A 22,078-nucleotide genomic window follows, 5' to 3' on the forward strand; every position below is an offset into this window, starting at 1 on the left:
CAGGCATTGGCCTAAGCTGTTTCCACGAGTCACGGCGACAGGGCTTCGTATCAATACGTCCGACGACCCCGAATCGTTCTTGAGATCCCGGAGTTTTCTGCCGGGGACGTGCCCGAATCCGCCTCGTGTGTCACGCGGCGTCCGTTGTGGCACCAGTGAACTGCCCCCATTCGCCGGGAAAATCACGTATGTCGCGGGCTCACTCGCCCGGGTGATCTGCCGGATGCGCATAGTCCGTTCGGGCCATTCAAGATTGGGCCCGAAGGGGGTGTTGCGCTGTGCCCACCTTCCGTAACGTCCTCAACTGGCGGCGGTGAATATGCCGCTGCCGCCGTGGGGGAGCCTCGATTCGGGAGAGGACGGCGCCGGTATGGGCTGGGTAACCGACTGGAGTGCGCAGGCTGCCTGCCGCACTACTGATCCGGATGAACTGTTCGTTCAGGGAGCAGCGCAGAACAGGGCCAAGGCGGTGTGCACCGGATGCCCGGTACGCACGGAATGTCTGGCCGACGCGCTCGACAACCGCGTCGAGTTCGGCGTGTGGGGAGGGATGACGGAGCGTGAACGGCGGGCCCTGCTGCGCCGCCGGCCGACCGTCACCTCCTGGCGCAGGCTCCTGGAGACCGCACGCTCGGAGTACGAGCGCGACACTCCGGGCGTCGTGAGCGTCGCCGGGGTCGTCGCACTCGACGACGACCGGGTGTACGAGAGTTACGCGGCGGTGGGATAGCCGCCGCAGGACGTGAGTCGGGGGTTCTCGTGGGCCCTGCGGTGAGCGTTTTCCGGTGCGTGGACCTCGCGGTCCGCCTGCCGTCGTTGTTGGCGGTGCCTGGTCCCTTGTTCCTTTGTCGCGGAGCGGCATTTCGCGGCGCGGGGCGCCGGGTCCTCGGGTGACGTGCGCTGAATTCCTTCCGAGCCGAGTCGGGGGTTCGATTCTCGGCTCGGAGTTTTCGGCTTCTGCCCGGGGTTGTGCGGGGCTTTTGTGTGCGCCGGTGTACGGGGTCCGCCCCGCTGTGCGCCCGCGCCTAGTTCCCCGTGTCCTGCGGCAGCTCCGGGCGGTTCGCCGCGAGGCGTGCGCCGATGTCGCGCAGGCCCGCCAGGTCGTGGACGTCACCGGGGAGCGCGGCGACCTCGGCGACCGCGACCTCGGGGTGGCGCGCGGTGAAGCGGTCACGGGTGCGCTGCTCGCGGGAGAGCAGGTGCATACGGTCCGCGTGCAGGCGCAGCAGGCCCGCGGTGAGCCGGTCGACGGAGTGCTCCGCGTCGACGCCGGTGGGGGAACCGTCGTCGGGGGTCGGGGCGGCCGGCGTCGGCTGGGCGTCGTCGGAGGCGGTGACGGGGTCTGGGGCCGAGGCCGGAACTGGGGCGTCGGAAACGGGGGAATCCGAACTGCCGCGTGGGTCGGGAGAGTTACGTAGGACAGCCTTCCCTGGGTCCTGATCCACAATGCCGGCGGGGGCAAGATTTTCCGCGCCGGGTTCGGGTGGGCGGCGGCTGTTCGACGGGTCGGCGTTCTGGGGGAGGCGCGGCTCCTCCGGGGACAGGCCCGCCTCCAGGACCTCCGCCGCGCTCAGTGCCCGCTCCGCCGAGAGGTGCGCCGCGCCGCTGCCGTGCACCCGGTTGAGGACCAGGCCGGCCAGCGGCATGTCCTCGGCGGCGAGGCGCTCGACGAAGTACGCGGCCTCCCGCAGCGCGTCCCGCTCGGGCGCGGCGACGACCAGGAACGCCGTACCGGGGGCCTGGAGGAGTTTGTACGTCGCGTCCGCGCGCGTACGGAAGCCGCCGAACATGGAGTCCATCGCGGCGACGAACGTCTGGACGTCCTTGAGGAGCTGTCCGCCGAGCAGCTTGCCCAGCGCGCCGGTCATCATCGACATCCCGACGTTCAGGAACTTCATCCCCGCGCGCCCGCCGACCTTCGCGGGCGCCAGCAGCACCCGGATCAGCTTGCCGTCCAGGAACGACCCGAGCCGCTTGGGCGCGTCGAGGAAGTCCAGCGCGGACCGCGAGGGCGGCGTGTCGACGACGATCAGGTCCCACTCGTCCCGCGACCGCAGCTGGCCCAGCTTCTCCATCGCCATGTACTCCTGCGTACCGGCGAACCCCGCGGACAGCGACTGGTAGAACGGGTTCCCCAGAATCGCGGAGGCCCTCTCGGGGTCCGCGTGCGCCTCGACGATCTCGTCGAACGTGCGCTTCATGTCGAGCATCATGGCGTGCAGTTCGCCGCCCCCCTCGACGCCCTTCACCCGCCGGGGAGTGTTGTCCAGCGAGTCGATCCCCATCGACTGCGCGAGCCTACGCGCGGGGTCGATGGTCAGCACGACGACCTTCCGCCCCCGCTCGGCGGCGCGCAGCCCGAGCGCGGCGGCGGTCGTGGTCTTCCCGACTCCACCGGAGCCGCAGCACACGACGATGCGGGTCTTCGGGTCGTCGAGCAGGGGGTCGACGTCGAGGACGCGCACGGAGGAGATCCGGCGGGGCGTGTCGTGGGCCTCGCGGCCGGCCGGGTGCGTGCTCATGCGATCCCCTGCTTCCGCAGCTCGGTGGCGAGTTCGTAGAGGCCCGCCAGGTCCATGCCCTCGGAGAGGAGCGGGAGTTCGTGGGTGGTCAGGCCCAGGCCGGTGAGGACCGCGCGCTGGTCCTGCTCCAGGCGGTGGCGCTCCGCGTACTCCTCGGCCTGCGCCAGGAGGGGGGCGACCAGCTTCTCCGCGTTGCCCCCTCGGCGCGCTCCGCCCAGACCCGCCGAGGACAGCGACCGTGCGACAGAAGAACGCGCGACGCCGTCGGCGAGTTCCAGACCGGCGCCGTCCAGCACCTCGGGCCGGACCATGTTCACGACGACCCGCCCGACCGGCAGCCGCGCGGCGCGCAGCTCGGCGATGCCGTCGGCGGTCTCCTGGACCGGCATCTCCTCCAGGAGCGTCACCAGATGCACGGCGGTCTCCGGGGACTTCAGCACCCGCATGACGGCCTGCGCCTGGTTGTGTATCGGCCCGATCCGCGCGAGCCCGGCGACCTCGTCGTTCACGTTCAAAAACCGCGTCACCCGCCCCGTGGGCGGCGCGTCCATGACGACGTAGTCGTACGCGAACCGCCCGGACCTGTCCTTGCGCCGCACCGCCTCGCACGCCTTGCCGGTCAGCAGGACGTCCCGCAGCCCCGGCGCGACGGTCGTCGCGAAGTCGATCGCGCCGAGTTTCTTCAGCGCGCGCCCCGCACTGCCGAGCTTGTAGAACATCTGGAGGTAGTCCAGCAGGGCCAGTTCGGGGTCGATGGCCAGCGCGTACACCTCCCCGCCCCCGGGCGCGACGGCGATCTTCCGCTCCTCGTACGGAAGTGCCTCCGTCTCGAAGAGCTGCGCGATGCCCTGCCGGCCCTCGACCTCGACGAGAAGCGTCCGCTTCCCTTCCGTCGCGAGGGCCAGCGCGAGGGCCGCGGCGACCGTCGTCTTTCCGGTCCCGCCCTTGCCGCTGACGACCTGGAGCCTGCTCACATCTTCGAGCGTAACCACTCGACGCCCGGACCAATCAGCAGGCTGTGGATAACCGGTACGACAGTCGCACGAACCGCCCGCCCCCAACCTGTGGACAACCCCCTCGCCGCGTGCGGATACAGTCGCCCCATGACCAAGTGGGAATACGCAACTGTGCCGCTGCTCGTCCACGCCACGAAGCAGATCCTGGACACCTGGGGCGAGGACGGCTGGGAGCTGGTCCAGGTCGTGCCCGGCCCCAACCCCGAGCAGCTGGTGGCCTACCTGAAGCGGGCCAAGGCGTGAGCGCCGTAGAGGACCGGATCGCCGAACTGGGCCTGGCCCTCCCGGACGTCGTCCCGCCGCTGGCCGCGTACCAGCCCGCCGTGCGCACGGGCGCGTACGTCTTCACCTCCGGCCAGCTCCCCCTGGTCGACGGCAAGCTGCCCGTCACCGGCAAGGTCGGCGCGGAGGTCACCGCCGAGGAGGCAAAGGAGCTCGCCGCACGCTGCGCGCTGAACGGCCTGGCCGCCGTCAAGTCCGTGATCGGCGACCTGGACCGCGTCGTCCGCGTCGTCAAGGTCGTCGGGTTCGTCGCCTCCGCCCCGGACTTCACCGGCCAGCCCGGTGTGATCAACGGCACGAGCGAACTGCTCGGCGAGATCCTCGGTGACAAGGGCGTGCACGCGCGCAGCGCGGTCGGCGTCGCGGTGCTGCCCCTGGACGCGCCGGTCGAGGTCGAGTTCCTGGTGGAAGTCAGCGACTGACGTACCCCCTCGCGAAACCCCCCGGCCGGGGGGTTTCCGCATGTCCGGCCCTCGTGAACCGCCCCCTCTCGAACATTCGCTCCCCAGCGGATAGCCTCCGCCCATGGCGAATGGGCAGTGGTTCCCAGCGGACTGGCCGGACCGCATCCGCGCGCTGACGGACGGCGCGCTCACCCCGGTCGCCCCCAGACGCGCGGCCACCGTCATGCTCCTCAAGGACACCGCCACCGGCCCGGTCGTCCACATGCTGCGCCGCCGTACGTCGATGGCGTTCGCCGCGGGCGCGTACGCGTACCCCGGCGGCGGCGTCGACCCCCGGGACGACGACCGCACGGTCCGCTGGGCGGGCCCCTCGCGCGCGTGGTGGGCCGAGCGGCTCGGCACGGACAGGGCGACGGCCCAGGCGATCGTCTGCGCGGCCGTGCGCGAGACGTACGAGGAGGCGGGCGTCCTGCTCGCGGGCCCGGCCGCCGACTCGGTGATCGAGGACACCACCGGCGACGACTGGGAGGCCGACAGGGTGGCCCTGGTGGCCCGTGAGCTGTCGTTCGCGGAGTTCCTGGACCGGCGGGGGCTCGTGCTGCGCTCGGACCTCCTGGGGGCCTGGACGCGGTGGATCACCCCCGAGTTCGAACCCCGGCGCTATGACACGTGGTTCTTCGTCGCCGCCCTCCCCAAGGGCCAGCGCACCCGCAACGCCTCCACGGAGGCCGACCGCACGGTCTGGATCCACCCGGCCGAGGCAGCCGCGTCGTACGACAAGGGCGAGCTGGTGATGATGCCGCCGACCATCGCGACCCTGCGTCAGCTCGCGCCCCACGCGCGCGCCTCCGACGCCCTCGCCGCCGCACGCGTGCGCGACCTCACGCCGGTCCTCGCGACCGCCCGCCTGACGGACGGCGAGATCGTGCTGTCCTGGCCGGGCCACGAGGAGTTCACCCGGCACATCCCGATCCCCGGAGCCCCCGCATGACCCACGCAGGCGCCCTGCCCGGCCGGCCGCGCGGAGCGGTCCTCTCCGGACCGGCCACCCCGCGCGCGGTCAACGTCCTCGCGCCGAACGCCTCCGCGATGACGCTGGACGGCACCAACACGTGGATCGTCGCCGAACCCGACTCCGACCTGGCCGTCGTGATCGACCCCGGCCCCCTGGACGACGGCCACCTGCGCGCGGTGATCGACACGGCAGAGCGCGCGGGCCGCCGTATCGCCCTCACCCTCCTCACCCACGGCCACCCCGACCACGCGGAGGGCGCCGCCCGGTTCGCCGGCCTCACGCGTACGCGCGTACGCGCGCTGGACCCCGCCCTGCGCCTCGGCGACGAGGGCCTCGCGGCCGGTGACGTCATCACGACCGGCGGCCTGGAACTGCGGGTCGTCCCGACCCCCGGCCACACCGCCGACTCCCTCTGCTTCCACCTCCCCGCCGACGGCGCGGTCCTCACCGGCGACACGATCCTCGGCCGCGGCACGACCGTCGTCGCCCACCCCGACGGCCGCCTGGGCGACTACCTCGACTCCCTGCGCCGCCTGAGATCCCTCACGGTCGACGACGGCGTCCACACGGTCCTCCCGGGCCACGGCCCCGTCCTCGAAGACGCCCAGGGCGCCGTGGAGTTCTACCTGGCCCACCGCGCCAACCGCCTCGCCCAGGTCGAGACAGCGGTCGAGAACGGCCACCGCACCCCCGAGGAGGTCGTCGCCCACGTCTACGCGGACGTCGACCGCTCCCTGTGGCCGGCGGCGGAACTGTCGGTACGCGCACAGCTGGAGTACCTGCGGGACCACGGGCTCATCTAGGGACGCGGGCTCTTCACCCCGTGCACGCGCGCGTACTCCTCCGCCAGCCACGGCCCCAGGTCGTCCACGTACTCCGCGAGCGCCTCCGGCGAGTCGACCGGCTCGTACCCGCGTACGGCCGCCGCCCGGACCTGGTCCCCGCGCGCGGGGTAGTACCCGGCGAACGCCTCGGCCATGTCGTACAGGTCGCTCGTCCAGCCGTTCCAGCGGGGCATGACGAGGGTGAAGGCCGTGCGGACCAGGTGGCGGGACTGGTAGCGGACGAGGCGGCGGCGGGTGCCGGGATCGGTGGCCTCCGCCACGCGTGCGCGCCAGTGGGGGAGCAGCAGGTCCAGGTCACCGTTGGTCTCGCGGGCGAGCAGGGAGTCGGGGCGGTAGCGCGGGAGGTACTCGGCGAGGTCGTCGCCCAGGAGCGGCGTGCACAGGCAGGCGACGAAGAACCCCATGTCGTAGGTCTCGGCGTCGCTCAGGAGGCGGCCCCGGCCGTACAGCAGGGCGCCGACCCCGTCGATCTCCGGGAACTCCTTGTCGAGCCGCTCCCCGAGGGCCTGCACGGCGTCCCAGTCGGCCGGTGAGGGTTCCTCGCGCGTGGCGACGAGCAGGTCCAGGTCGCTGCGGCCCACGCGCGCGGTGCCGCGCGGGATCGAGCCGTACAGGTACGCGCTGTGCAGGCGCGCCCCGAAGAGGTCGAGGATCGCGTCCCGGGCCGCCGCGACGACGGGCCGGAACTCGTGCCGTACGCGCGCGAGGGAGCCCTCCCGGGCGATGTGACCCTGCGCGTCGAGACCTCTGTGGGGGACCGTTTCAGCCATGCGCCCACTGTGGCGCGAGGAGCACCGCCCGGGCACCTCATTTCGGCCGCGGCCCGGCCGATTCAGCGCCGATTCAGCCATGAGGGCCTCTGACGGCCGGGAACAGCTGTACGGACGGCGAGGGGGCCGTCCGTACCGTGCCAGGCCCTCCAGGGCCCGCTCAGGGCCTCAGCGGGAGCGCTTGGCCAGCCGCTCGACGTCCAGAAGGATCACCGCGCGGGCCTCAAGCCGCAGCCAGCCGCGCTGCGCGAAGTCCGCGAGCGCCTTGTTGACGGTCTCGCGGGACGCGCCGACCAGCTGGGCCAGCTCCTCCTGCGTGAGGTCGTGGACGACGTGGATGCCCTCCTCCGACTGCACGCCGAAGCGCCGCGAGAGGTCGAGCAGCGCACGCGCGACACGGCCGGGCACGTCGGAGAAGACCAGGTCGGACATCTGGTCGTTGGTCTTGCGCAGGCGCCGCGCGACCGCGCGCAGGAGCGCGCCGGCGACCTCGGGGCGCGCGTTCAGCCAGGGCTGGAGGTCGCCGTGGCCGAGGCCCAGCAGCTTGACCTCCGTCAGTGCCGTCGCCGTCGCCGTACGCGGGCCCGGGTCGAACAGCGACAGTTCGCCGATCAGTTCGCCGGGTCCGACCACCGCCAGCATGTTCTCCCGGCCGTCGGGGGATGTGCGGTGAAGCTTGACCTTGCCCTCGGTGACGACGTAGAGCCGGTCGCCCGGGTCGCCCTCGTGGAACAGGGAGTCACCACGCGCGAGGGTCACCTCACTCATGGAGGCGCGCAGCTCCGCGGCCTGCTCGTCGTCGAGAGCCGCGAAGAGCGGGTTGCGCCGCAGGACGTCGTCCACGAGTTCTCTCCTTGTCGACCTGCTCAGGGGTTCTTGTGCCCCCACGTACCAAGGGGCCCTGGTGCCCATTTTGCCGGACGGTCCAAACAGTGTGATCTGTCACAAGGATGCCGCACACCCGTCCCGGGGTAAGCGGCAGGGGTCCAATCGGGGGCCGCGCACCGGGGGCCGGGGCGGATGTCGGTGCCGGGCTCTAGGCTGGCCGGGAGTCCAAATCGCCGGTGGGAGCGCGGGATGGGGGACCGGGCGGGCGCTTCCCCCACGGCTTTCCGCTGTGGGCGAACAGGACGTCGGGGGGATCTCTGGTGGCGGCACGAAAAGGGCAGACATGACGGAGAAGGCTTCTGTGAAGAAAACGTCCGCAGGCGGGAAAACCGGCGGCGGGAAGGCCGAGTCCCGTACGGCGCTGGTGCGCCGGGCCCGCCGGATCAACCGCGAACTCGCCGAGGTCTATCCGTACGCCCACCCCGAACTCGACTTCGAGAACCCCTTCCAGCTCGTCGTCGCGACGGTCCTGTCCGCCCAGACGACCGACCTGCGCGTCAACCAGACCACCCCGGCGCTCTTCGCCAAGTACCCGACGCCCGAGGACCTCGCCGCGGCCAACCCCGAGGAGGTCGAGGAGATCCTCCGTCCCACGGGCTTCTTCCGCGCCAAGACGAAGTCCGTGATCGGCCTCTCCAAGGCGCTGGTCGAGGACTTCGGCGGCGAAGTCCCGGGCCGGCTGGAGGACTTGGTCAAACTCCCCGGCGTCGGCCGCAAGACGGCGTTCGTGGTCCTGGGCAACGCGTACGGCCGTCCCGGCATCACCGTCGACACACACTTCCAGCGCCTGGTCCGCCGCTTCCACTGGACGGCGGAGACGGACCCCGAGAAGATCGAGGCCGCGATCGGCGACCTCTTCCCCAAGTCCGACTGGACCGACCTCTCCCACCACGTCATCTGGCACGGCCGCCGCATCTGCCACGCCCGCAAACCGGCCTGCGGCGCCTGCCCCATCGCCCCCCTCTGCCCGTCCTACGGCGAGGGCGAGACGGACCCCGAGAAGGCCCGGAAACTCCTCAAGTACGAGAAGGGCGGCTTCCCCGGCCAGCGCCTGAACCCGCCCCAGTCGTACCTGGACGCGGGCGGCAAGGCGGCCCCGCCGCTGGGGAGCGCGTGAGGAAGAGGCCCGGCCGGGCTTCCCCGCGCACGCCCACATGATCGTGGCCGAATCCGGGGAGGAGCATCCGCGTGGGTGGAACGATCTCGGGGACACCGGGCGTTGAGCAGGGAGAGAACGGGGGGTGGTGTGGTCGTGCGGCATGTGGAGGACGACGGGGTGCCGGTGGAGGTCAGTGAAGAGGGGCTGCCGGAGTGGCTGGAGCCGGTGGTGCGCGCGGTGCGGGAGGTCCGGCCGGAGCAGCTCAGCAGGTTTCTGCCGCCTCAGGACGGGGGAGGGCGGCAGTCCGCCGTACTGATCCTGTTCGGGGAGGGGGAGCGTGGGCCGGAACTCCTCCTGATGGAGCGGGCCGGGTCGCTCAGGTCGCACGCGGGGCAGCCGTCGTTCCCCGGGGGCGCGCTCGATCCCGAGGACGGGGATCCGCAGGGCGACGGGCCCCTGCGGGCCGCGTTGCGGGAGGCCGAGGAGGAGACGGGGCTCGACCCCGCAGGCGTACAGATCTTCGGCGTCCTCCCCAAGCTGTACATCCCGGTGAGCGGCTTCGTCGTGACGCCCGTGCTGGGCTGGTGGCGCAAGCCCAGCCCCGTCGGCGCCGTCGACCTCGCCGAGACGGCCCGCGTCTTCACCGTCCCCGTGGCGGATCTCACGGACCCCGCGCACCGCGCCACGACCGTGCACCCCAGCGGCTACCGCGGCCCGGCATTCCTGGTCGAATCGGCCCTCGTGTGGGGGTTCACGGCGGGCGTGATCGACCGGATCGTCCATTACGCGGGCTGGGAGCGCCCGTGGGACAGGGGCAACGAGGTCCCGCTGGACTGGCGGTCATGACAGGGTGTCCCCCGGACGAGGGACCCCAGGCCGACCCGGAGTGAGGGCGAGTTGAATAGGCGAGGCGCCGAGCGGTGAACGTGCTGGACATCCTGTTGCTGGTCGCGGCCGTGTGGTTCGCGGTCGTCGGCTACCGCCAGGGCTTCGTCGTCGGCATCCTGTCGGTCGTCGGGTTCCTGGGCGGCGGCCTGATCGCCGTCTACGTCCTGCCGGTCGTGTGGGACGCCCTGACCGACAGCTCGGAGGTCAGTACGACGGCCGCGGTCGTCGCCGTCGTCGTCGTGATCGTGTGCGCCTCGGTCGGCCAGGCCCTCACCACGCACCTGGGCAGCAAGCTGCGCCGCTACATCACCTGGTCCCCCGCGCGCGTGCTGGACGCGACGGGCGGCGCGCTGGTGAACGTCGCGGCGATGCTGCTGGTCGCCTGGCTGCTGGGCTCGATGCTCGCGCAGACGACGCTGCCGACGCTCGGCAAGGAGGTCCGCGGCTCGAAGGTCCTTCTGGGCGTGTCCCGGACGCTGCCGGTGCAGGCGGACACCTGGTTCAAGGACTTCACCTCGGTCCTCGCGCAGAACGGCTTCCCGCAGGTCTTCTCCCCGTTCTCCAACGAGCCGATCCGCGAGGTCGACCCCCCGGACCCGGCGCTCGCGGGCAGCCGGGTCGCGGCCTTGGCGAAGCGTTCCATCGTCAAGGTGATGGGCACGGCGGAGAGCTGCGGCAAGGTCCTGGAGGGCACCGGCTTCGTCTTCGGCGAGCGCCGCGTGATGACGAACGCGCACGTCGTGGGCGGCGTCGACGAACCCACCGTCCAGATAGGCGGCGAGGGCCGCACGTACGACGCGAAAGTCGTCCTGTACGACTGGAAGCGCGACATCGCCGTCCTGGACGTCCCCGACCTCGACGCGCCCGCGCTGCGCTTCACCAAGGACGACGCGGGCAGCGGCGACGGCGCGATCGTCGCCGGCTTCCCGGAGAACGGCGCGTACGACGTACGGGCCGCGCGCATCCGTGGACGCATCACGGCGTCCGGCGCCGACATCTACAAGCGCGGCACGGTACGCCGGGACGTGTACTCCCTGTACGCGACGGTCCGTCAGGGCAACTCCGGCGGCCCCCTGCTGACCCCCGAGGGCGAGGTCTACGGCGTCGTCTTCGCGAAGTCCCTCGACGACCCGCAGACCGGGTACGCGCTCACCGCCGACGAGATCCGGCAGGACATCACCGAGGGCCGTACCGCTTCGCAGCAGGTCGACAGCGACAACTGCGCGCTGTAGGAGCCGGTCGAGGGGGCCGCGTCAGCCTCGTGGGTGACGCAGGCGCACCGAGACCCAGCGGGCCCTGCGGCGCAGGATGCGCGGAATCCCCACCCGGAGGTCACTGCCCGGCAAGTCCGGGTCGCTGCCTTGCCGGTGAGCGCTCAGACCGTCGGCGGAGCGGCGGTTGCGTGCGGCGTCACTGTAGTCGTGCGTCCAGCCCATACCCCGACGTCTGCCCCCGCCCCAAGGTCGATAACCTCACCGAGCCCCGCCAATCGGCCTATGCGCCGGGCACATGGCCGTTCGTAGGACAAGCGTTCTACAGGGGCCGTATTCACCGGTCAGGCTCGGGGTCCTTCAGCCAGTTGACCAGCTCCGTGGAGAACGCCACCGGGTCCTCCTCCTGAGGAAAGTGGCCGAGTCCGTCGAACAGCCGCCAGCGGTACGGCGCTTCCACGTACTCCGCGCTGCCCGCCGCGCTCCGCGCCCGTGACACCGGGTCCAGGGAGCCGTGCAGATGCAGCGTCGGCACACGCACCGGGCGCTTCATGCGCCGGTAGAACTGCACCCCGTCGGGCCGCGCGAGGGAGCGGACCAGCCAGCGGTACGGCTCGATCGAGCAGTGCGCGGTGGACGGGATGCACATCGCGCGCCGGTACACCGCCAGCGCCTCCTCGTCCGGCGGCACCGGCCCCGACCACTCCTGGATCAGCTCGCCGACCAGCGCCCCGTCGTCCGCGACGAGCCGCCGCTCGGGGAGCCACGGCCGCTGGAACCCCCAGATGTGTGAACTCGCCGTCGTCTGCTTGACGTCGGCGAGCATCGCGGAGCGCCACCGCCGGGGATGCGGCATCGAGGCGACCGCGAGGCGCCGTACGAGCTTGGGGCGCATCACCGCGGCCGTCCAGGCGAGGTAGCCGCCGAGGTCGTGGCCGACGAGCGCCGCGTCCGGCTCGCCGAGGGAGCGGATGACGCCGGTGATGTCGAGCGCGAGGTTCGCCGGGTCGTAGCCGCGCGGGGTGCGGTCGCTGCCGCCGACGCCGCGCAGGTCGAGGGCGACCGCGCGGAAGCCCGCGTCCGCGAGCGCCGTCAGCTGGTGGCGCCACGTCCACCAGAACTGGGGGAAGCCGTGCACCAGCAGGACCAGCGGGCCCTCACCGGCCTCGGCGATGTGGAATCGGGCGCCGTTCGCGGCGACGTCGCGATGCGTCCAGGGACCGTCGGGTCGTACCACCGAGGAGGGTGCTGTCGAGGGGTCCGTCATGATGTCGAGCGTGCCACAGCCTCGACGGCCTTCGGGGCTTTGCCCTCGACGAGTTCGGGACGGGGGTGCGGCTTCGCGTTCTGGAGGACGCCGGCGGTCTCCTTCATGGACGCGGCGACCTTCTGGGGGGCCTTGCTCTTCGCGGCCTTCTTCGCCATGGCTACGCCGACCAGCCCCAGCAGGACCGCGACCAGCACGTTCGCCGCGAACGACAGCAGGAAGCAGACGGCCAGGTTCCAGTGGCTCCAGGTCCGGATGCCGTACGCCAGCGCGAAGTTGAGCATCGGCAGCGAGAACAGCAGGACGACACCGGCGACGGTGAACGCACCTCCGCTGATCGCACCCCGCTTCACGTCCCGCTTGAGCTGCGCCTTCGCCAGCGCGATCTCGTCGTGCACCAGCGCGGACATCTCGGCCGTCGCGGAGGCGAACAGCTGTCCGACACTGCGTTCGGCGCCGACCGGGCTGTCGTCGGGTGCGCTCATCGCGTTCTCCCTCGTCCTGTTCACACGTTCTCGTTCCGTACCGTCCCGTCAGATCATGCCGGACGCCCGTCCCCGACGCCCGTCCCGCCCGGCACTTGTGCGGCCATGTCCCGGGCGATACGGCGGTGCTCGGCCGCCTTCCGCTCGTGGATCTCCGCCATCCGCAGGTGGTACGCCGGGTCGTCCTGCTCGTACACGTCCGGGATGCCGTCCGCGTCCTCGTCGCGCTCCTCGTCCTCCGCGAGCCTGCGGTAGCGCGTGTTGCGCAGCTTCAGCAGGACGGTCGCGCAGCACGCCGAGATCAGCGAGCCGATCAGTACGGCGGCCTTCACCTCGTCCGTGAGCGCCGCGTCATCGGCGAACGCCAGCTCGCCGATCAGCAGCGACACGGTGAAGCCGATCCCCGCGAGGGAGGCCAGCGCGAAGACGTCCGCCCAGGCGAGGTCCTCGCTCAGCGAGGCCCGCGTGAACCGTGCCGTCAGCCACGTACCCCCGAAGATCCCCAGCGTCTTCCCCACGACCAGACCGAGCACGACACCCAGCGTCTCCGGCTTCCCGAACACAGCCCCGAGCGCCCCGCCCGAGACGGTCACACCCGCGCTGAACAGCGCGAACAGGGGTACGGCGAGACCGGCCGACAGCGGCCGTACGAGGTGCTCGATCCGCTCACCCGGCGAACGCGTCTCGCCCTCCCGCGTCGTACACCGCAGCATCAGGCCCATCGCGACGCCGGCGACCGTGGCGTGGACGCCGCTGTTGTACATCAGCGCCCAGATGACGACGGCCAGCGGGACGTACACGTACCAGCCCTTCACGCCGCCCCGCAGCAGCACCCGGAACAGGACCAGCCCCGCCACCGCGCCGCCCAGCGCCGCGAAGTTCAGCGAGCCGGTGAAGAACACGGCGATGATCAGGATCGCGAACAGGTCGTCCACGACGGCCAGCGTCAGCAGGAACGCGCGCAGGGCACTCGGCAGGGACGTCCCGATGACCGCGAGTACGGCCAGCGCGAACGCGATGTCCGTCGCGGTGGGGACGGCCCACCCCGCGAGCGAGCCTGTGCCACCGGCGTTGACGATGGTGTAGACCAATGCCGGTGCCGCCATCCCGCACAGCGCGGCGACGACAGGGAGTGCGGCGGCCTTCGGGTCCTTGAGGTCCCCGGCGACCAGCTCACGCTTCAGCTCGATGCCGGCGACGAAGAAGAAGACGGCGAGCAGGCCGTCGGCGGCCCAGTGGGCGAGGGAGAGGTCGAGCCCGAGGCTTGAGGGGCCGATGTGAAAGTGGCTGACGTCGGCGTAACTCCCCTTGATGGCAGGCACGTTGGCCCACACCAACGCCCCGACGGCCGCGACGAGCAGGAGAACCCCACCCACCGTCTCCGTCCGCAACGCGTCCATCACGAACGTCCGCTCGGAGAGCGACATCCGCCCGAAGAACTTGCGACTGTCACGGGCCGCGACCACGGGAACCTCCGGTCTCTGGACATGCCGACTGCCATGCCGACCAGACTTCCCGGCGCACCTTGACGATCCCCCTGGGGATCTTGCCGCGCCCTTGACGCGACCTTTACCAGGGTACCGAAGGCGGGGTGGGGGGTGCAGCTACGTCAGGTGGGCGGACGGGCGCGGGGCTGTGTCGATATGCGGCTCCGCCACGTGGGCGCGACCAGCCACGGACGGTCCGCACTCGGCAGCGATCAGAAGCCCCCACTTCAGTAGCCGCACACACAAACGCTCCCGGCACCCTTTCCGATGCCGGGAGCGTCCCTGTCAGCCGGTGTCTCAGTCCTCGCTGGGCGCAGCCGGAAGCTTCGCCTGGATGAAGTCCATGACCGTGGAGTCGGTCAGCGTCGTGACGTCCCCCAGCTCGCGGTTCTCCGCGACATCCCGCAGCAGACGCCGCATGATCTTGCCCGAGCGGGTTTTCGGGAGCTCGGCGACGGGGAGGACGCGCTTCGGCTTGGCGATGGGGCCGAGGGTCGCGCCCACGTGGTTGCGGAGGTCCGTGATCAGATCCTCGCTCTCCGACGCCGTACCCCGGAGGATCACGAACGCCACGATCGCCTGCCCGGTCGTCTCGTCGGTCGCGCCGACGACCGCCGCTTCCGCGACCGCCGGGTGCGAGACCAGCGCCGACTCCACCTCCGTCGTGGAGATGTTGTGCCCGGACACGAGCATGACGTCGTCCACCCGCCCGAGCAGCCAGATGTCGCCGTCGTCGTCCTTCTTCGCGCCGTCCCCGGCGAAGTACTTGCCCTCGAAGCGCGACCAGTACGTGTCGATGAACCGCTGGTCGTCCCCCCAGATGGTGCGCAGCATGGAGGGCCACGGCTCGGTGAGGACGAGGTAGCCGCCGCCACCGTTCGGAACCTCGTTGCCCTCGTCGTCGACGACGGTCGCGGAGATCCCGGGCAGCGGCGTCTGCGCGGACCCGGGCTTCGCCTCGGTGACACCGGGCAGCGGCGAGATCATCATCGCGCCGGTCTCGGTCTGCCACCACGTGTCGACGACGGGCGTCTTCTCGGCCCCGATGTTCTTGCGGTACCAGATCCACGCCTCGGGGTTGATGGGCTCACCCACGGACCCCAGCACCCGCAGCGAGGACAGGTCGAACTTCGCGGGGATGTCGTCGCCCCACTTCATGAACGTACGGATCGCGGTGGGCGCGGTGTAGAGGATGGACACCCGGTACTTCTGGACGATCTCCCAGAAGCGCCCCTGATGCGGGGTGTCGGGGGTCCCCTCGTACATGACCTGGGTCGCCCCGTTGGCGAGCGGCCCGTAGACGACGTACGAGTGCCCGGTCACCCAGCCGATGTCGGCGGTGCACCAGTACACGTCGGTCTCGGGCTTGAGGTCGAAGACGGCGTGATGGGTGTACGCCGCCTGGGTGAGGTAACCGCCGGAGGTGTGCAGGATGCCCTTGGGCTTACCCGTAGTACCCGAGGTGTACAGGATGAACAGCGGGTGCTCGGCGTCGAATGCCTGCGGCGTGTGCTCGGCGGACTGCCGTCCGACGACGTCGTGCCACCACAGGTCGCGGCTGTCGTCCCAGGCGACCTCCTGCCCGGTGCGCCGTACGACGAGGACGCTGCGCACGCCGCCCGCCTTGGCGACGGCGTCGTCCACGGCCGGCTTGAGCGCCGCGGGCTTCCCGCGCCGGTGGCCGCCGTCCGCCGTGATGACGACCTTCGCGTCGGCGTCCTGGATGCGCGTGGCCAGCGCGTCCGCCGAGAAGCCGCCGAAGACCAGCGAGTGCGGGGCGCCGATGCGGGCGCAGGCCAGCATCGCGATCGCCGCCTCGGGGATCATCGGCAGGTAGATCGCGACCCGGTCGCCGGCCTGGACGCCCAGCTCCAGCAGCGCGTTCGCCGCGCGGGAGACCTCGTCCTTCAGCTCCGCGTAGGTGATGGCCCGGCTGTCGCCGGGCTCGCCCTCGAAGTGGATCGCGACCCGGTCGCCCAGGCCGTTCTCCACGTGCCGGTCGACGCAGTTGTAGGCGACGTTCAGCGCGCCGTCCTTGAACCACTTCGCGAACGGCGGGTTCGACCAGTCCAGCGTCTCGGTCGGCTCCTCGGCCCAGCTCAGCCGACGGGCCTGCGCCGCCCAGAAGCCGAGCCTGTCAGCCTTGGCCTGTTCGTACGCCTCGGCCGTGACGTTGGCGGCTGCCGCCAGGTCAGCCGGCGGAGCGAAGCGCCGCTCCTCCTTGAGGAGGTTGGCCAGGCTTTCGTTGCTCACGACATCTCCCTTTCCCAGGGTGTCCGTTGTGTCCCGGGCCACAGCTCATCAGACCCGGGGAGCGATGACAAGGGTCGGCCGATCAATGGTTTAGACCTGTAGAGCTCCAGGACCAGCCGGGTCATCCGTACCCACGGATCTCGGGGAAAGGGAGTTCAGCAGGTGTAACACCTTTCACACTCCGGGGGGTTGGGGTTCGAATTACCGGTTTGCGGGGAAGGCGCGTCAGACCACGCGGTCCGTCGTCCCCACGTGATCGAAGACGTCTTCCGTCAACAGGTACGCCTGTGCCTCCCCCACATGGAAGTACATGCCGTGCAGCTCCAGCGCGCCGGTGCGCAGGGCGTGGGCCACCGACTCGTGCGCGCGCAGGTGGTCCAACTGCTGGACGACGTTGGTGAGACAGAGCTGCTCCACCGCGTCCACGGGCGCGCGCCCGGCGAGCTTCGCCCATGCGCGGCTGTCGTCGGCCATCCGCTCCAGACTCGGCTGCCCGTGCCGCAGCCACCGCTTCAACGGGGTCTGCGTGCCGCCCGGTTCGGTATTCAGCAGCGCCTGCATCGCCCCGCACCCGGAGTGCCCGCACACGGTGATCGACCGCACGTTCAGCACGTCCACCGCGTACTCGATCGCCGCCGCCACCGAGTCGTCCCCGCTCTCCGCGCCGGGCAGCGGCACGAGGTTGCCCACGTTCCGTACGACGAACAGGTCACCCGGCCCGCTGGAGGTGATCATCGACGTCACGAGCCGCGAGTCCGCGCAGGTCAGGAACAACTGCGCCGGCCGCTGCCCCTCCCTGGCGAGCCGCGCCAGCTCGCCCCGCACGTGGGGTGCGGTGTTGCGCTGGAACGCGCTGATGCCGCGGGCGAGTTGGTGCGCGCTGGGCGGGGGGACGGGGGTGGCGGTGCTCTTGGGGGCGCCGGGGGGTGTTGTGCCGGGGGCCTCGGGACGGCTGGAGCCGGTGGGGGTGCCGGTGCGAGGGGTTCCGGCGGGAGCGTTCACGGGGCGGGTACCGGCGGGGCCGTTCGTGCGGCTGGTTTCGGCGGGGGTGTCGGCGGGGGTGCTGGCGCGACCGGTTTCGGCGGGAGCGCTCGCGGGGCCGGTCCCGGTGGGGCCGTTCGCTGGGGTGGTCCCGAGGGGGGTGTTGGCGGGGCCGATTCCGGCGGGGGCGCTTGCTGGGCCGGTCCGAGCGGGGGTACCGGCGTGGCCGGCCCCATCGTCCCCGGCCCCCGATGCTCCGCCGCGAACCCCCGGGGTTCCGCCCTCCGGCCCTGGGGCTCCTGGCGCCGGGGTTCCGTCCCCCGGGCCACCCGTCCACCGCCCGCCCTCCGGAGGTACGCCGCTGTCCTCGCCCAACCCCGAAGCCCCGGCCGCTTCCTGCGGGGCCGGCATCAGGCTCCCGCACTGGTGGTTGCGCCACGGCGTCCAGGGCCGGCACCGGCACTCGGCGGGCGCGGCGGGCGTGCGCCGCCCCGTGAGGTCGGCGGTGCCGCCCTGCGCGGTGTGCGTCTTGTGCCAGTCCTGGAGGGACTCGTACGCCGCGTGGTCCATGAAGGAGCCGTCGAGCTCGACGACCGCGTGCGCGCCCTGGGGGACGAGGTGGAGGGTGCGGCTGAGGCGCGGGACGGCGAGGAACGTCAGCTGGCCCCGGACGTGGATGTGGTGGACGCCGTCCTCCTCGGCGTGGGTGATGCGCGTGCGCGCGAGGCGGCGCAGGGCGACGGCCACGGCGACGGCGATCCCGAGGAGGACGCCCTCCAGGACGCCCAGGAACACCACGCCGAGGGTGGTGACCGCGTACACCAGCACCTCGCGGTGGCGCGTCACCGTACGGATGTGGTGCAGCGACACCATCTGGATGCCGACGGCCATGACCAGGGCGGCGAGGGAGGCGAGCGGGATCAGCTCCAGGACCGGGACCAGCAGCAGCGCGGCGATCACCACGAGAACGCCGTGCAGCATCGTGGAGTTCCGGCTCACCGCGCCCGCGTGCACGTTCGCGGAACTGCGGACGGCGACCCCGGCGACGGGCAGGCCACCGAGCGCGCCGGAGACGATGTTCGCGGCGCCCTGGCCGAGCAGTTCGCGGTTGAGGTCGGAGCGGCCCACGCGCGGGGCGGGCGCCGACGGCAGGGGGCCGGGGCCTTTGCCGGCCACGGGCGCGGACGTCTGCCGGGAGGCGATCATCTTGTCGACGGCGACCGCGCCCAGCAGCGACTGCACGCTGCACACCAGGGTGACCGTCAGCACGGCGGCGACGATGCCGGACACCGGCCCCTCGGGCAGTCCGGCGAGCGCGTGGCTGGACCAGGACGGCAGGTCGACCTTGGGAAGCGTGAGGGAGGCGAGCGCGGCGACGGCGGTGGCGCCGGTGACGGCGACGAGCGCGGCGGGGATCTTCCGCAGCAGCCGCCCGAGACGCCCGGGGATGCGCGGCCACAGCAGCAGGAGCGTCAGCGTGAGCGCGCTCACCGCGACGGCGGCCGGGTGCAGCCCGGCGAGCTGCGCGGGCAGGGCGCGCAGGTTGTCCAGGACGGAGCTCTGCGGGCTGCCGCCGAGGACGATGTGCAGCTGCGCGACGGCGATGGCGACGCCGATGCCGGCGAGCATGCCGTGGACGACGGCGGGGCTGACGGCGAGTGCCGTACGCGCGACGCGCAGGCAGCCGAGGGCGAGCTGGGCGAGTCCGGCCAGGACGGTGATCCCGCAGGTCGTGCGCCAGCCGTAGCGCTGGATGAGGTCGGCGGTGACCACCGTGAGCCCGGCGGCCGGGCCGCTGACCTGCAACGGGGACCCGCCGAGCCGCCCGGCGACCAGACCGCCGACGGCGGCGGCGACCAGGCCCGCCTGGAGCGGGGCGCCGGTGGCGAGCGCGATGCCGAGGGAGAGGGGCAGCGCGATCAGGAAGACCGCGATCGAGGCGGAGACGTCGGCTCCGGCGAGGCGGAAGCGGCGGCGCGGCGGCGGGCTGTGCGGCCGGTGGTTGCGCGGGGTGTGGTCGTAGGGGTCGATGGCTCGGGTGGGGGCGCAGGTGAACATGTTTCCCGTCTCCTGAGGGGCAGCGCGGTCGCGGAACTCGCGACCGTGGGGCACGGCAATACAGCGGCGGGATGAGATAACACTCGGTAAACGAATCGTAATGCAGAGTAAAGTCCCGGAATAGAACTCACGAGCAAATGGGCCAATAATTCACTCTTCGGGATGAAGCGGCTATTTGATCGGCTTGTCGTACTAATTCCTTTCCGGTCCCGTGCGACCTTGGCGGCGCCGTCGGCTCGCCCCGGCGGCCCACCACCGTCGCGCCGGGAACTCCGGGAAAGAAGGATGCTGATGGCCGCCACCCAGAGGATCGCCGCGTGCGCAGTGCTCGCCGCGGCCGTCGCCACGTCGCTCGCCGGCTGCGCGGGCACCGGCTCGCCCGGCGCCAAGGAGGGGGCGCAGGGTCCGCAGAAGGCGAAGCCGGCCGCCCCGGCGCCGAAGAGCGCCGTACGGCTCATCGGGGACGGGTCCACCTCCTACACCGGGGCCCAGCCCCACCTGCCCCGCCCCGAGCGGCTCGCGCCGGGCGCGAAGCCGCCGCAGTTCGTGGTCTTCTCCTGGGACGGCGCGGGCGAGGACAGCCAGAAGCTGTTCTCGCACTTCCGGGGGGTCGCCAAGGCCAACCACGCGACGATGACGTACTTCCTCAGCGGCGTGTATCTGCTGCCCGAGGAGAAACGTGACCTCTACCGGCCGCCGCAGCACTCGCCGGGCCGCTCCGACATCGGCTTCAACGACGAGCAGGGCATCGCCGACACCGTCAAGCAACTGCGCCTGGCCTGGCTGGAGGGCAACGAGGTCGGCACCCACTTCAACGGCCACTTCTGCGGCAAGGGCGGCGGGGTCGGCGAGTGGTCGGTGGACGACTGGAAGGACGAGATCGCCCAGGCCAAACGATTCGTCAAGACCTGGCGGACCAACACCGGGATGACGAAGGCGGCGCCCCTGCCCTTCGACTACGACAAGGAACTCGTCGGCGCCCGCACGCCCTGCCTCGAAGGCCAGAAGAACTTCCGCAAGGCCGCCCGCGAACTCGGCTTCCGCTACGACACCAGCGGCGTCAACAACCAGCTGTGGCCCGGGAAGAAGGAAGGGCTGTGGGACCTGTCCATGCAGCTCGTGCCGTTCCCCGGCCACTCCTACGAGCAGCTCACCATGGACTACAACTTCATGGTCAACCAGTCCGGCACCACCACCCAGGGCGACCCCGACAAGCACGAGTACTGGGGCGACCAGATGCGCGACGGCCTCCTCAAGGGCTTCCACCGCGCCTACGACGGCAACCGCGCGCCCCTGATCATCGGCAACCACTTCGAGTCCTGGAACGGCGGCACCTACATGCGCGCCGTCGAGGAGACGATCGAGCGGGTCTGCAACAAGCCCGACGTCCGCTGCGTCTCCTTCCGCCAGCTCTCCGACTGGCTCGACGCCCAGGACCCGAAGGTGCTGGCGAAACTCCGCACCCTCGACGTCGGCGAGGCCCCGAAGCAGGGCTGGGCGAACTTCCTGAGCGCCCGCCCGGCCCCCGCCCCCAAGGGCGTCCCCGGGGCCCCGGCCGCGACCGTCACGCGGTAACCGCGAGCCCCTCGCCGAGGACGAAGCCGGGGTCGACCTGCGCCGCCAGGTCGGCCCCGGTGCGCGCGTTCCCCCACGACTCGGCGTTCTTCAGGTGGAAGTGCACCATCTGGCGCGTGTACCGCTCCCAGTCGCGGCGGGCGTACGACGCGTCGGCGGTCGACCGCAGCCGCTCCAGGGCCGTACGGTTCGCCTCCTCCAGGGACGCGAACCGGGGCGGGCGGCCCTTCTCCATGGCGCGCACCCAGTCCGAGTGGCCGACGGTCACCAGCAGGTCGTCCCCGGCCTCCGCGCGCAGGAAGTCCACGTCGTCCGGGCCCTGCACCTTGTTGCCGACGACCTTCAGCTCGACGCCGAAGTCCCGGGCGTACTCCTTGTACTGGCGGTAGACGGAGACTCCCTTCCGGGTCGGCTCGGCGACGAGGAACGTGATGTCGAAGCGGGTGAACATGCCGGACGCGAAGGAGTCCGAACCTGCCGTCATGTCCACCACGACGTATTCGCCCGGGCCGTCCACCAGATGGTTGAGACACAGCTCCACTGCACCAGTCTTGGAGTGGTAGCAGGCGACCCCGAGGTCGGCGTCCGTGAACTGGCCCGTGACCATCAAACGGACGGCGCCGCCGTCGAGTTCCACACTCCGGGCACATTTCTCGTAGACCGGGTTGTCCTCGCACACCCGCAGCAGCCGGGAGCCCTCGCCGGGCGGGGTGGTCTTGATCATCGTCTCGGCCGAGGCGATACGCGGGTTGTCGCCGCGCAGGTAGTCCTTGATCAGCGGCAGGTGCTCGCCCAGCGCGGGCAGGGCCGCAGCCTGGTCCTCGTCGAGGCCGAGCGCGGGCCCCAGATGCTGGTTGATGTCCGCGTCGACCGCGATCACGGGCGCGCCGAGGGCGGCGAGATGCCGGACGAACAGGGAGGAGAGCGTCGTCTTGCCGCTGCCGCCCTTCCCGACGAAAGCAATTTTCATGTTCACGAAGGGTAGTGGCCCGCTGGCGCTGCGTGGCAGGGGTGCGTGAAGAAGACCACTCC

General features: G+C 71.5%; 20 protein-coding genes. 9 read left to right on the top strand and 11 right to left on the bottom strand.

Annotated elements, in window-relative coordinates; translation table 11 throughout:
- Positions 1-370: 370 nt before the first annotated feature.
- Complete coding sequence (locus ACQCO7_RS23725; protein ID WP_050371477.1) at positions 371-730, top strand: WhiB family transcriptional regulator; 360 nt, start codon at positions 371-373, stop codon at positions 728-730.
- Between the two features lie 295 nt (positions 731-1,025).
- Here ACQCO7_RS23725 and bagB read toward each other — a convergent pair whose 3' ends face one another.
- Both bagB and bagA read right to left on the bottom strand, forming a co-directional pair.
- Entirely contained in the window at positions 1,026-2,522 is a 1,497-nt protein-coding gene (gene bagB, locus ACQCO7_RS23730; RefSeq protein WP_464073735.1) for an ATPase BagB, read from the bottom strand.
- Positions 2,519-3,496, bottom strand: a complete 978-nt coding sequence (gene bagA, locus ACQCO7_RS23735; RefSeq protein WP_464073736.1) for an ATPase BagA — start codon at positions 3,494-3,496, stop codon at positions 2,519-2,521. The genes bagB and bagA overlap by 4 nt, the downstream gene beginning before the upstream one ends.
- A 129-nt stretch (positions 3,497-3,625) precedes the next feature.
- Here bagA and ACQCO7_RS23740 point away from each other — a divergent pair, with 129 nt between their 5' ends.
- From ACQCO7_RS23740 to ACQCO7_RS23755, 4 genes are all read left to right on the top strand, one after another.
- Complete coding sequence (locus ACQCO7_RS23740; protein ID WP_010350935.1) at positions 3,626-3,781, top strand: DUF4177 domain-containing protein; 156 nt, start codon at positions 3,626-3,628, stop codon at positions 3,779-3,781.
- Positions 3,778-4,242, top strand: a complete 465-nt coding sequence (locus ACQCO7_RS23745) for a RidA family protein (RefSeq protein WP_010350936.1) — start codon at positions 3,778-3,780, stop codon at positions 4,240-4,242. The genes ACQCO7_RS23740 and ACQCO7_RS23745 overlap by 4 nt, the downstream gene beginning before the upstream one ends.
- Positions 4,243-4,345: 103 nt before the next feature.
- The gene (locus ACQCO7_RS23750) at positions 4,346-5,215 is read left to right on the top strand and encodes an NUDIX hydrolase (RefSeq protein ID WP_464073737.1); all 870 of its coding nucleotides are present in this window, start codon (positions 4,346-4,348) and stop codon (positions 5,213-5,215) included.
- The gene (locus ACQCO7_RS23755) at positions 5,212-6,042 is read left to right on the top strand and encodes an MBL fold metallo-hydrolase (RefSeq protein ID WP_464073738.1); all 831 of its coding nucleotides are present in this window, start codon (positions 5,212-5,214) and stop codon (positions 6,040-6,042) included. Before ACQCO7_RS23750 ends, ACQCO7_RS23755 begins: the two co-directional genes overlap by 4 nt.
- On the opposite strand, the gene ACQCO7_RS23760 is transcribed toward ACQCO7_RS23755, so the two are convergent.
- Entirely contained in the window at positions 6,039-6,854 is an 816-nt protein-coding gene (locus ACQCO7_RS23760; protein WP_464073739.1) for a nucleotidyltransferase domain-containing protein, read from the bottom strand. The genes ACQCO7_RS23755 and ACQCO7_RS23760 overlap by 4 nt on opposite strands.
- A gap of 168 nt (positions 6,855-7,022) precedes the next feature.
- Positions 7,023-7,697 (bottom strand): Crp/Fnr family transcriptional regulator, encoded by a 675-nt coding sequence (locus ACQCO7_RS23765; protein ID WP_010350941.1) that lies wholly within the window; start codon positions 7,695-7,697, stop codon positions 7,023-7,025.
- Positions 7,698-8,025: 328 nt separating this feature from the next.
- Between ACQCO7_RS23765 and nth the strand changes: the two genes are divergently transcribed.
- From nth to ACQCO7_RS23780, 3 genes are all read left to right on the top strand, one after another.
- Entirely contained in the window at positions 8,026-8,859 is an 834-nt protein-coding gene (gene nth, locus ACQCO7_RS23770) for an endonuclease III (protein WP_464073740.1), read from the top strand.
- 135 nt (positions 8,860-8,994) lie between these two features.
- Positions 8,995-9,687, top strand: coding sequence for an NUDIX hydrolase (locus tag ACQCO7_RS23775; protein ID WP_464077278.1), 693 nt, complete (start codon positions 8,995-8,997; stop codon positions 9,685-9,687).
- A gap of 74 nt (positions 9,688-9,761) precedes the next feature.
- A complete protein-coding gene (locus ACQCO7_RS23780) occupies positions 9,762-10,961 on the top strand; it encodes a MarP family serine protease (protein ID WP_464073741.1) in 1,200 nt (399 codons plus the stop codon).
- Between the two features lie 21 nt (positions 10,962-10,982).
- On the opposite strand, the gene ACQCO7_RS23785 is transcribed toward ACQCO7_RS23780, so the two are convergent.
- The 6 genes from ACQCO7_RS23785 to ACQCO7_RS23810 form a co-directional block, all read right to left on the bottom strand.
- A complete protein-coding gene (locus ACQCO7_RS23785) occupies positions 10,983-11,165 on the bottom strand; it encodes a hypothetical protein (protein WP_075661357.1) in 183 nt (60 codons plus the stop codon).
- Positions 11,166-11,277: 112 nt separating this feature from the next.
- Positions 11,278-12,207, bottom strand: coding sequence for an alpha/beta fold hydrolase (locus ACQCO7_RS23790; protein ID WP_409119104.1), 930 nt, complete (start codon positions 12,205-12,207; stop codon positions 11,278-11,280).
- Positions 12,204-12,692, bottom strand: coding sequence for a phage holin family protein (locus tag ACQCO7_RS23795; RefSeq protein WP_010350946.1), 489 nt, complete (start codon positions 12,690-12,692; stop codon positions 12,204-12,206). The genes ACQCO7_RS23790 and ACQCO7_RS23795 overlap by 4 nt, the downstream gene beginning before the upstream one ends.
- A 53-nt stretch (positions 12,693-12,745) precedes the next feature.
- A complete protein-coding gene (gene nhaA / locus ACQCO7_RS23800; protein WP_464077279.1) occupies positions 12,746-14,119 on the bottom strand; it encodes a Na+/H+ antiporter NhaA in 1,374 nt (457 codons plus the stop codon).
- Positions 14,120-14,476: 357 nt separating this feature from the next.
- The gene (gene acs, locus ACQCO7_RS23805) at positions 14,477-16,432 is read right to left on the bottom strand and encodes an acetate--CoA ligase (RefSeq protein ID WP_464073742.1); all 1,956 of its coding nucleotides are present in this window, start codon (positions 16,430-16,432) and stop codon (positions 14,477-14,479) included.
- 225 nt (positions 16,433-16,657) lie between these two features.
- Positions 16,658-19,471 (bottom strand): bifunctional SulP family inorganic anion transporter/carbonic anhydrase, encoded by a 2,814-nt coding sequence (locus ACQCO7_RS23810; protein ID WP_464073743.1) that lies wholly within the window; start codon positions 19,469-19,471, stop codon positions 16,658-16,660.
- Between the two features lie 291 nt (positions 19,472-19,762).
- Between ACQCO7_RS23810 and ACQCO7_RS23815 the strand changes: the two genes are divergently transcribed.
- Positions 19,763-21,046: a polysaccharide deacetylase family protein gene (locus ACQCO7_RS23815; RefSeq protein ID WP_464073744.1), complete on the top strand. Its 1,284-nt coding sequence runs from the start codon at positions 19,763-19,765 to the stop codon at positions 21,044-21,046.
- Here ACQCO7_RS23815 and ACQCO7_RS23820 read toward each other — a convergent pair.
- On the bottom strand, positions 21,036-22,016 hold the full coding sequence (locus tag ACQCO7_RS23820; RefSeq protein WP_075694068.1) for an ATP-binding protein: 981 nt from the start codon (positions 22,014-22,016) through the stop codon (positions 21,036-21,038). The two genes, ACQCO7_RS23815 and ACQCO7_RS23820, sit on opposite strands and share 11 nt — an antisense overlap.
- Between the last annotated feature and the right edge of the window lie 62 nt (positions 22,017-22,078).

The sequence above is a fragment of the Streptomyces saintjeani genome (assembly GCF_055409605.1).

Excerpts from the sequence above, each read along its gene's own strand:
- ACQCO7_RS23755 (WP_464073738.1), top strand. The coding sequence starts at position 5,212 with ATGACCCACGCAGGCGCCCTGCCCGGCCGGCCGCGCGGAGCGGTCCTC.
- nhaA (WP_464077279.1), bottom strand. The coding sequence starts at position 14,119 with ATGTCGCTCTCCGAGCGGACGTTCGTGATGGACGCGTTGCGGACGGAG.
- ACQCO7_RS23740 (WP_010350935.1), top strand. The coding sequence starts at position 3,626 with ATGACCAAGTGGGAATACGCAACTGTGCCGCTGCTCGTCCACGCCACG.
- ACQCO7_RS23790 (WP_409119104.1), bottom strand. The coding sequence starts at position 12,207 with ATGACGGACCCCTCGACAGCACCCTCCTCGGTGGTACGACCCGACGGT.
- ACQCO7_RS23760 (WP_464073739.1), bottom strand. The coding sequence starts at position 6,854 with ATGGCTGAAACGGTCCCCCACAGAGGTCTCGACGCGCAGGGTCACATC.
- ACQCO7_RS23795 (WP_010350946.1), bottom strand. The coding sequence starts at position 12,692 with ATGAGCGCACCCGACGACAGCCCGGTCGGCGCCGAACGCAGTGTCGGA.
- bagB (WP_464073735.1), bottom strand. The coding sequence starts at position 2,522 with ATGAGCACGCACCCGGCCGGCCGCGAGGCCCACGACACGCCCCGCCGG.
- ACQCO7_RS23785 (WP_075661357.1), bottom strand. The coding sequence starts at position 11,165 with ATGGGCTGGACGCACGACTACAGTGACGCCGCACGCAACCGCCGCTCC.
- ACQCO7_RS23815 (WP_464073744.1), top strand. The coding sequence starts at position 19,763 with ATGGCCGCCACCCAGAGGATCGCCGCGTGCGCAGTGCTCGCCGCGGCC.
- ACQCO7_RS23750 (WP_464073737.1), top strand. The coding sequence starts at position 4,346 with ATGGCGAATGGGCAGTGGTTCCCAGCGGACTGGCCGGACCGCATCCGC.
- ACQCO7_RS23810 (WP_464073743.1), bottom strand. The coding sequence starts at position 19,471 with ATGTTCACCTGCGCCCCCACCCGAGCCATCGACCCCTACGACCACACC.
- nth (WP_464073740.1), top strand. The coding sequence starts at position 8,026 with ATGACGGAGAAGGCTTCTGTGAAGAAAACGTCCGCAGGCGGGAAAACC.
- ACQCO7_RS23820 (WP_075694068.1), bottom strand. The coding sequence starts at position 22,016 with ATGAAAATTGCTTTCGTCGGGAAGGGCGGCAGCGGCAAGACGACGCTC.
- ACQCO7_RS23725 (WP_050371477.1), top strand. The coding sequence starts at position 371 with ATGGGCTGGGTAACCGACTGGAGTGCGCAGGCTGCCTGCCGCACTACT.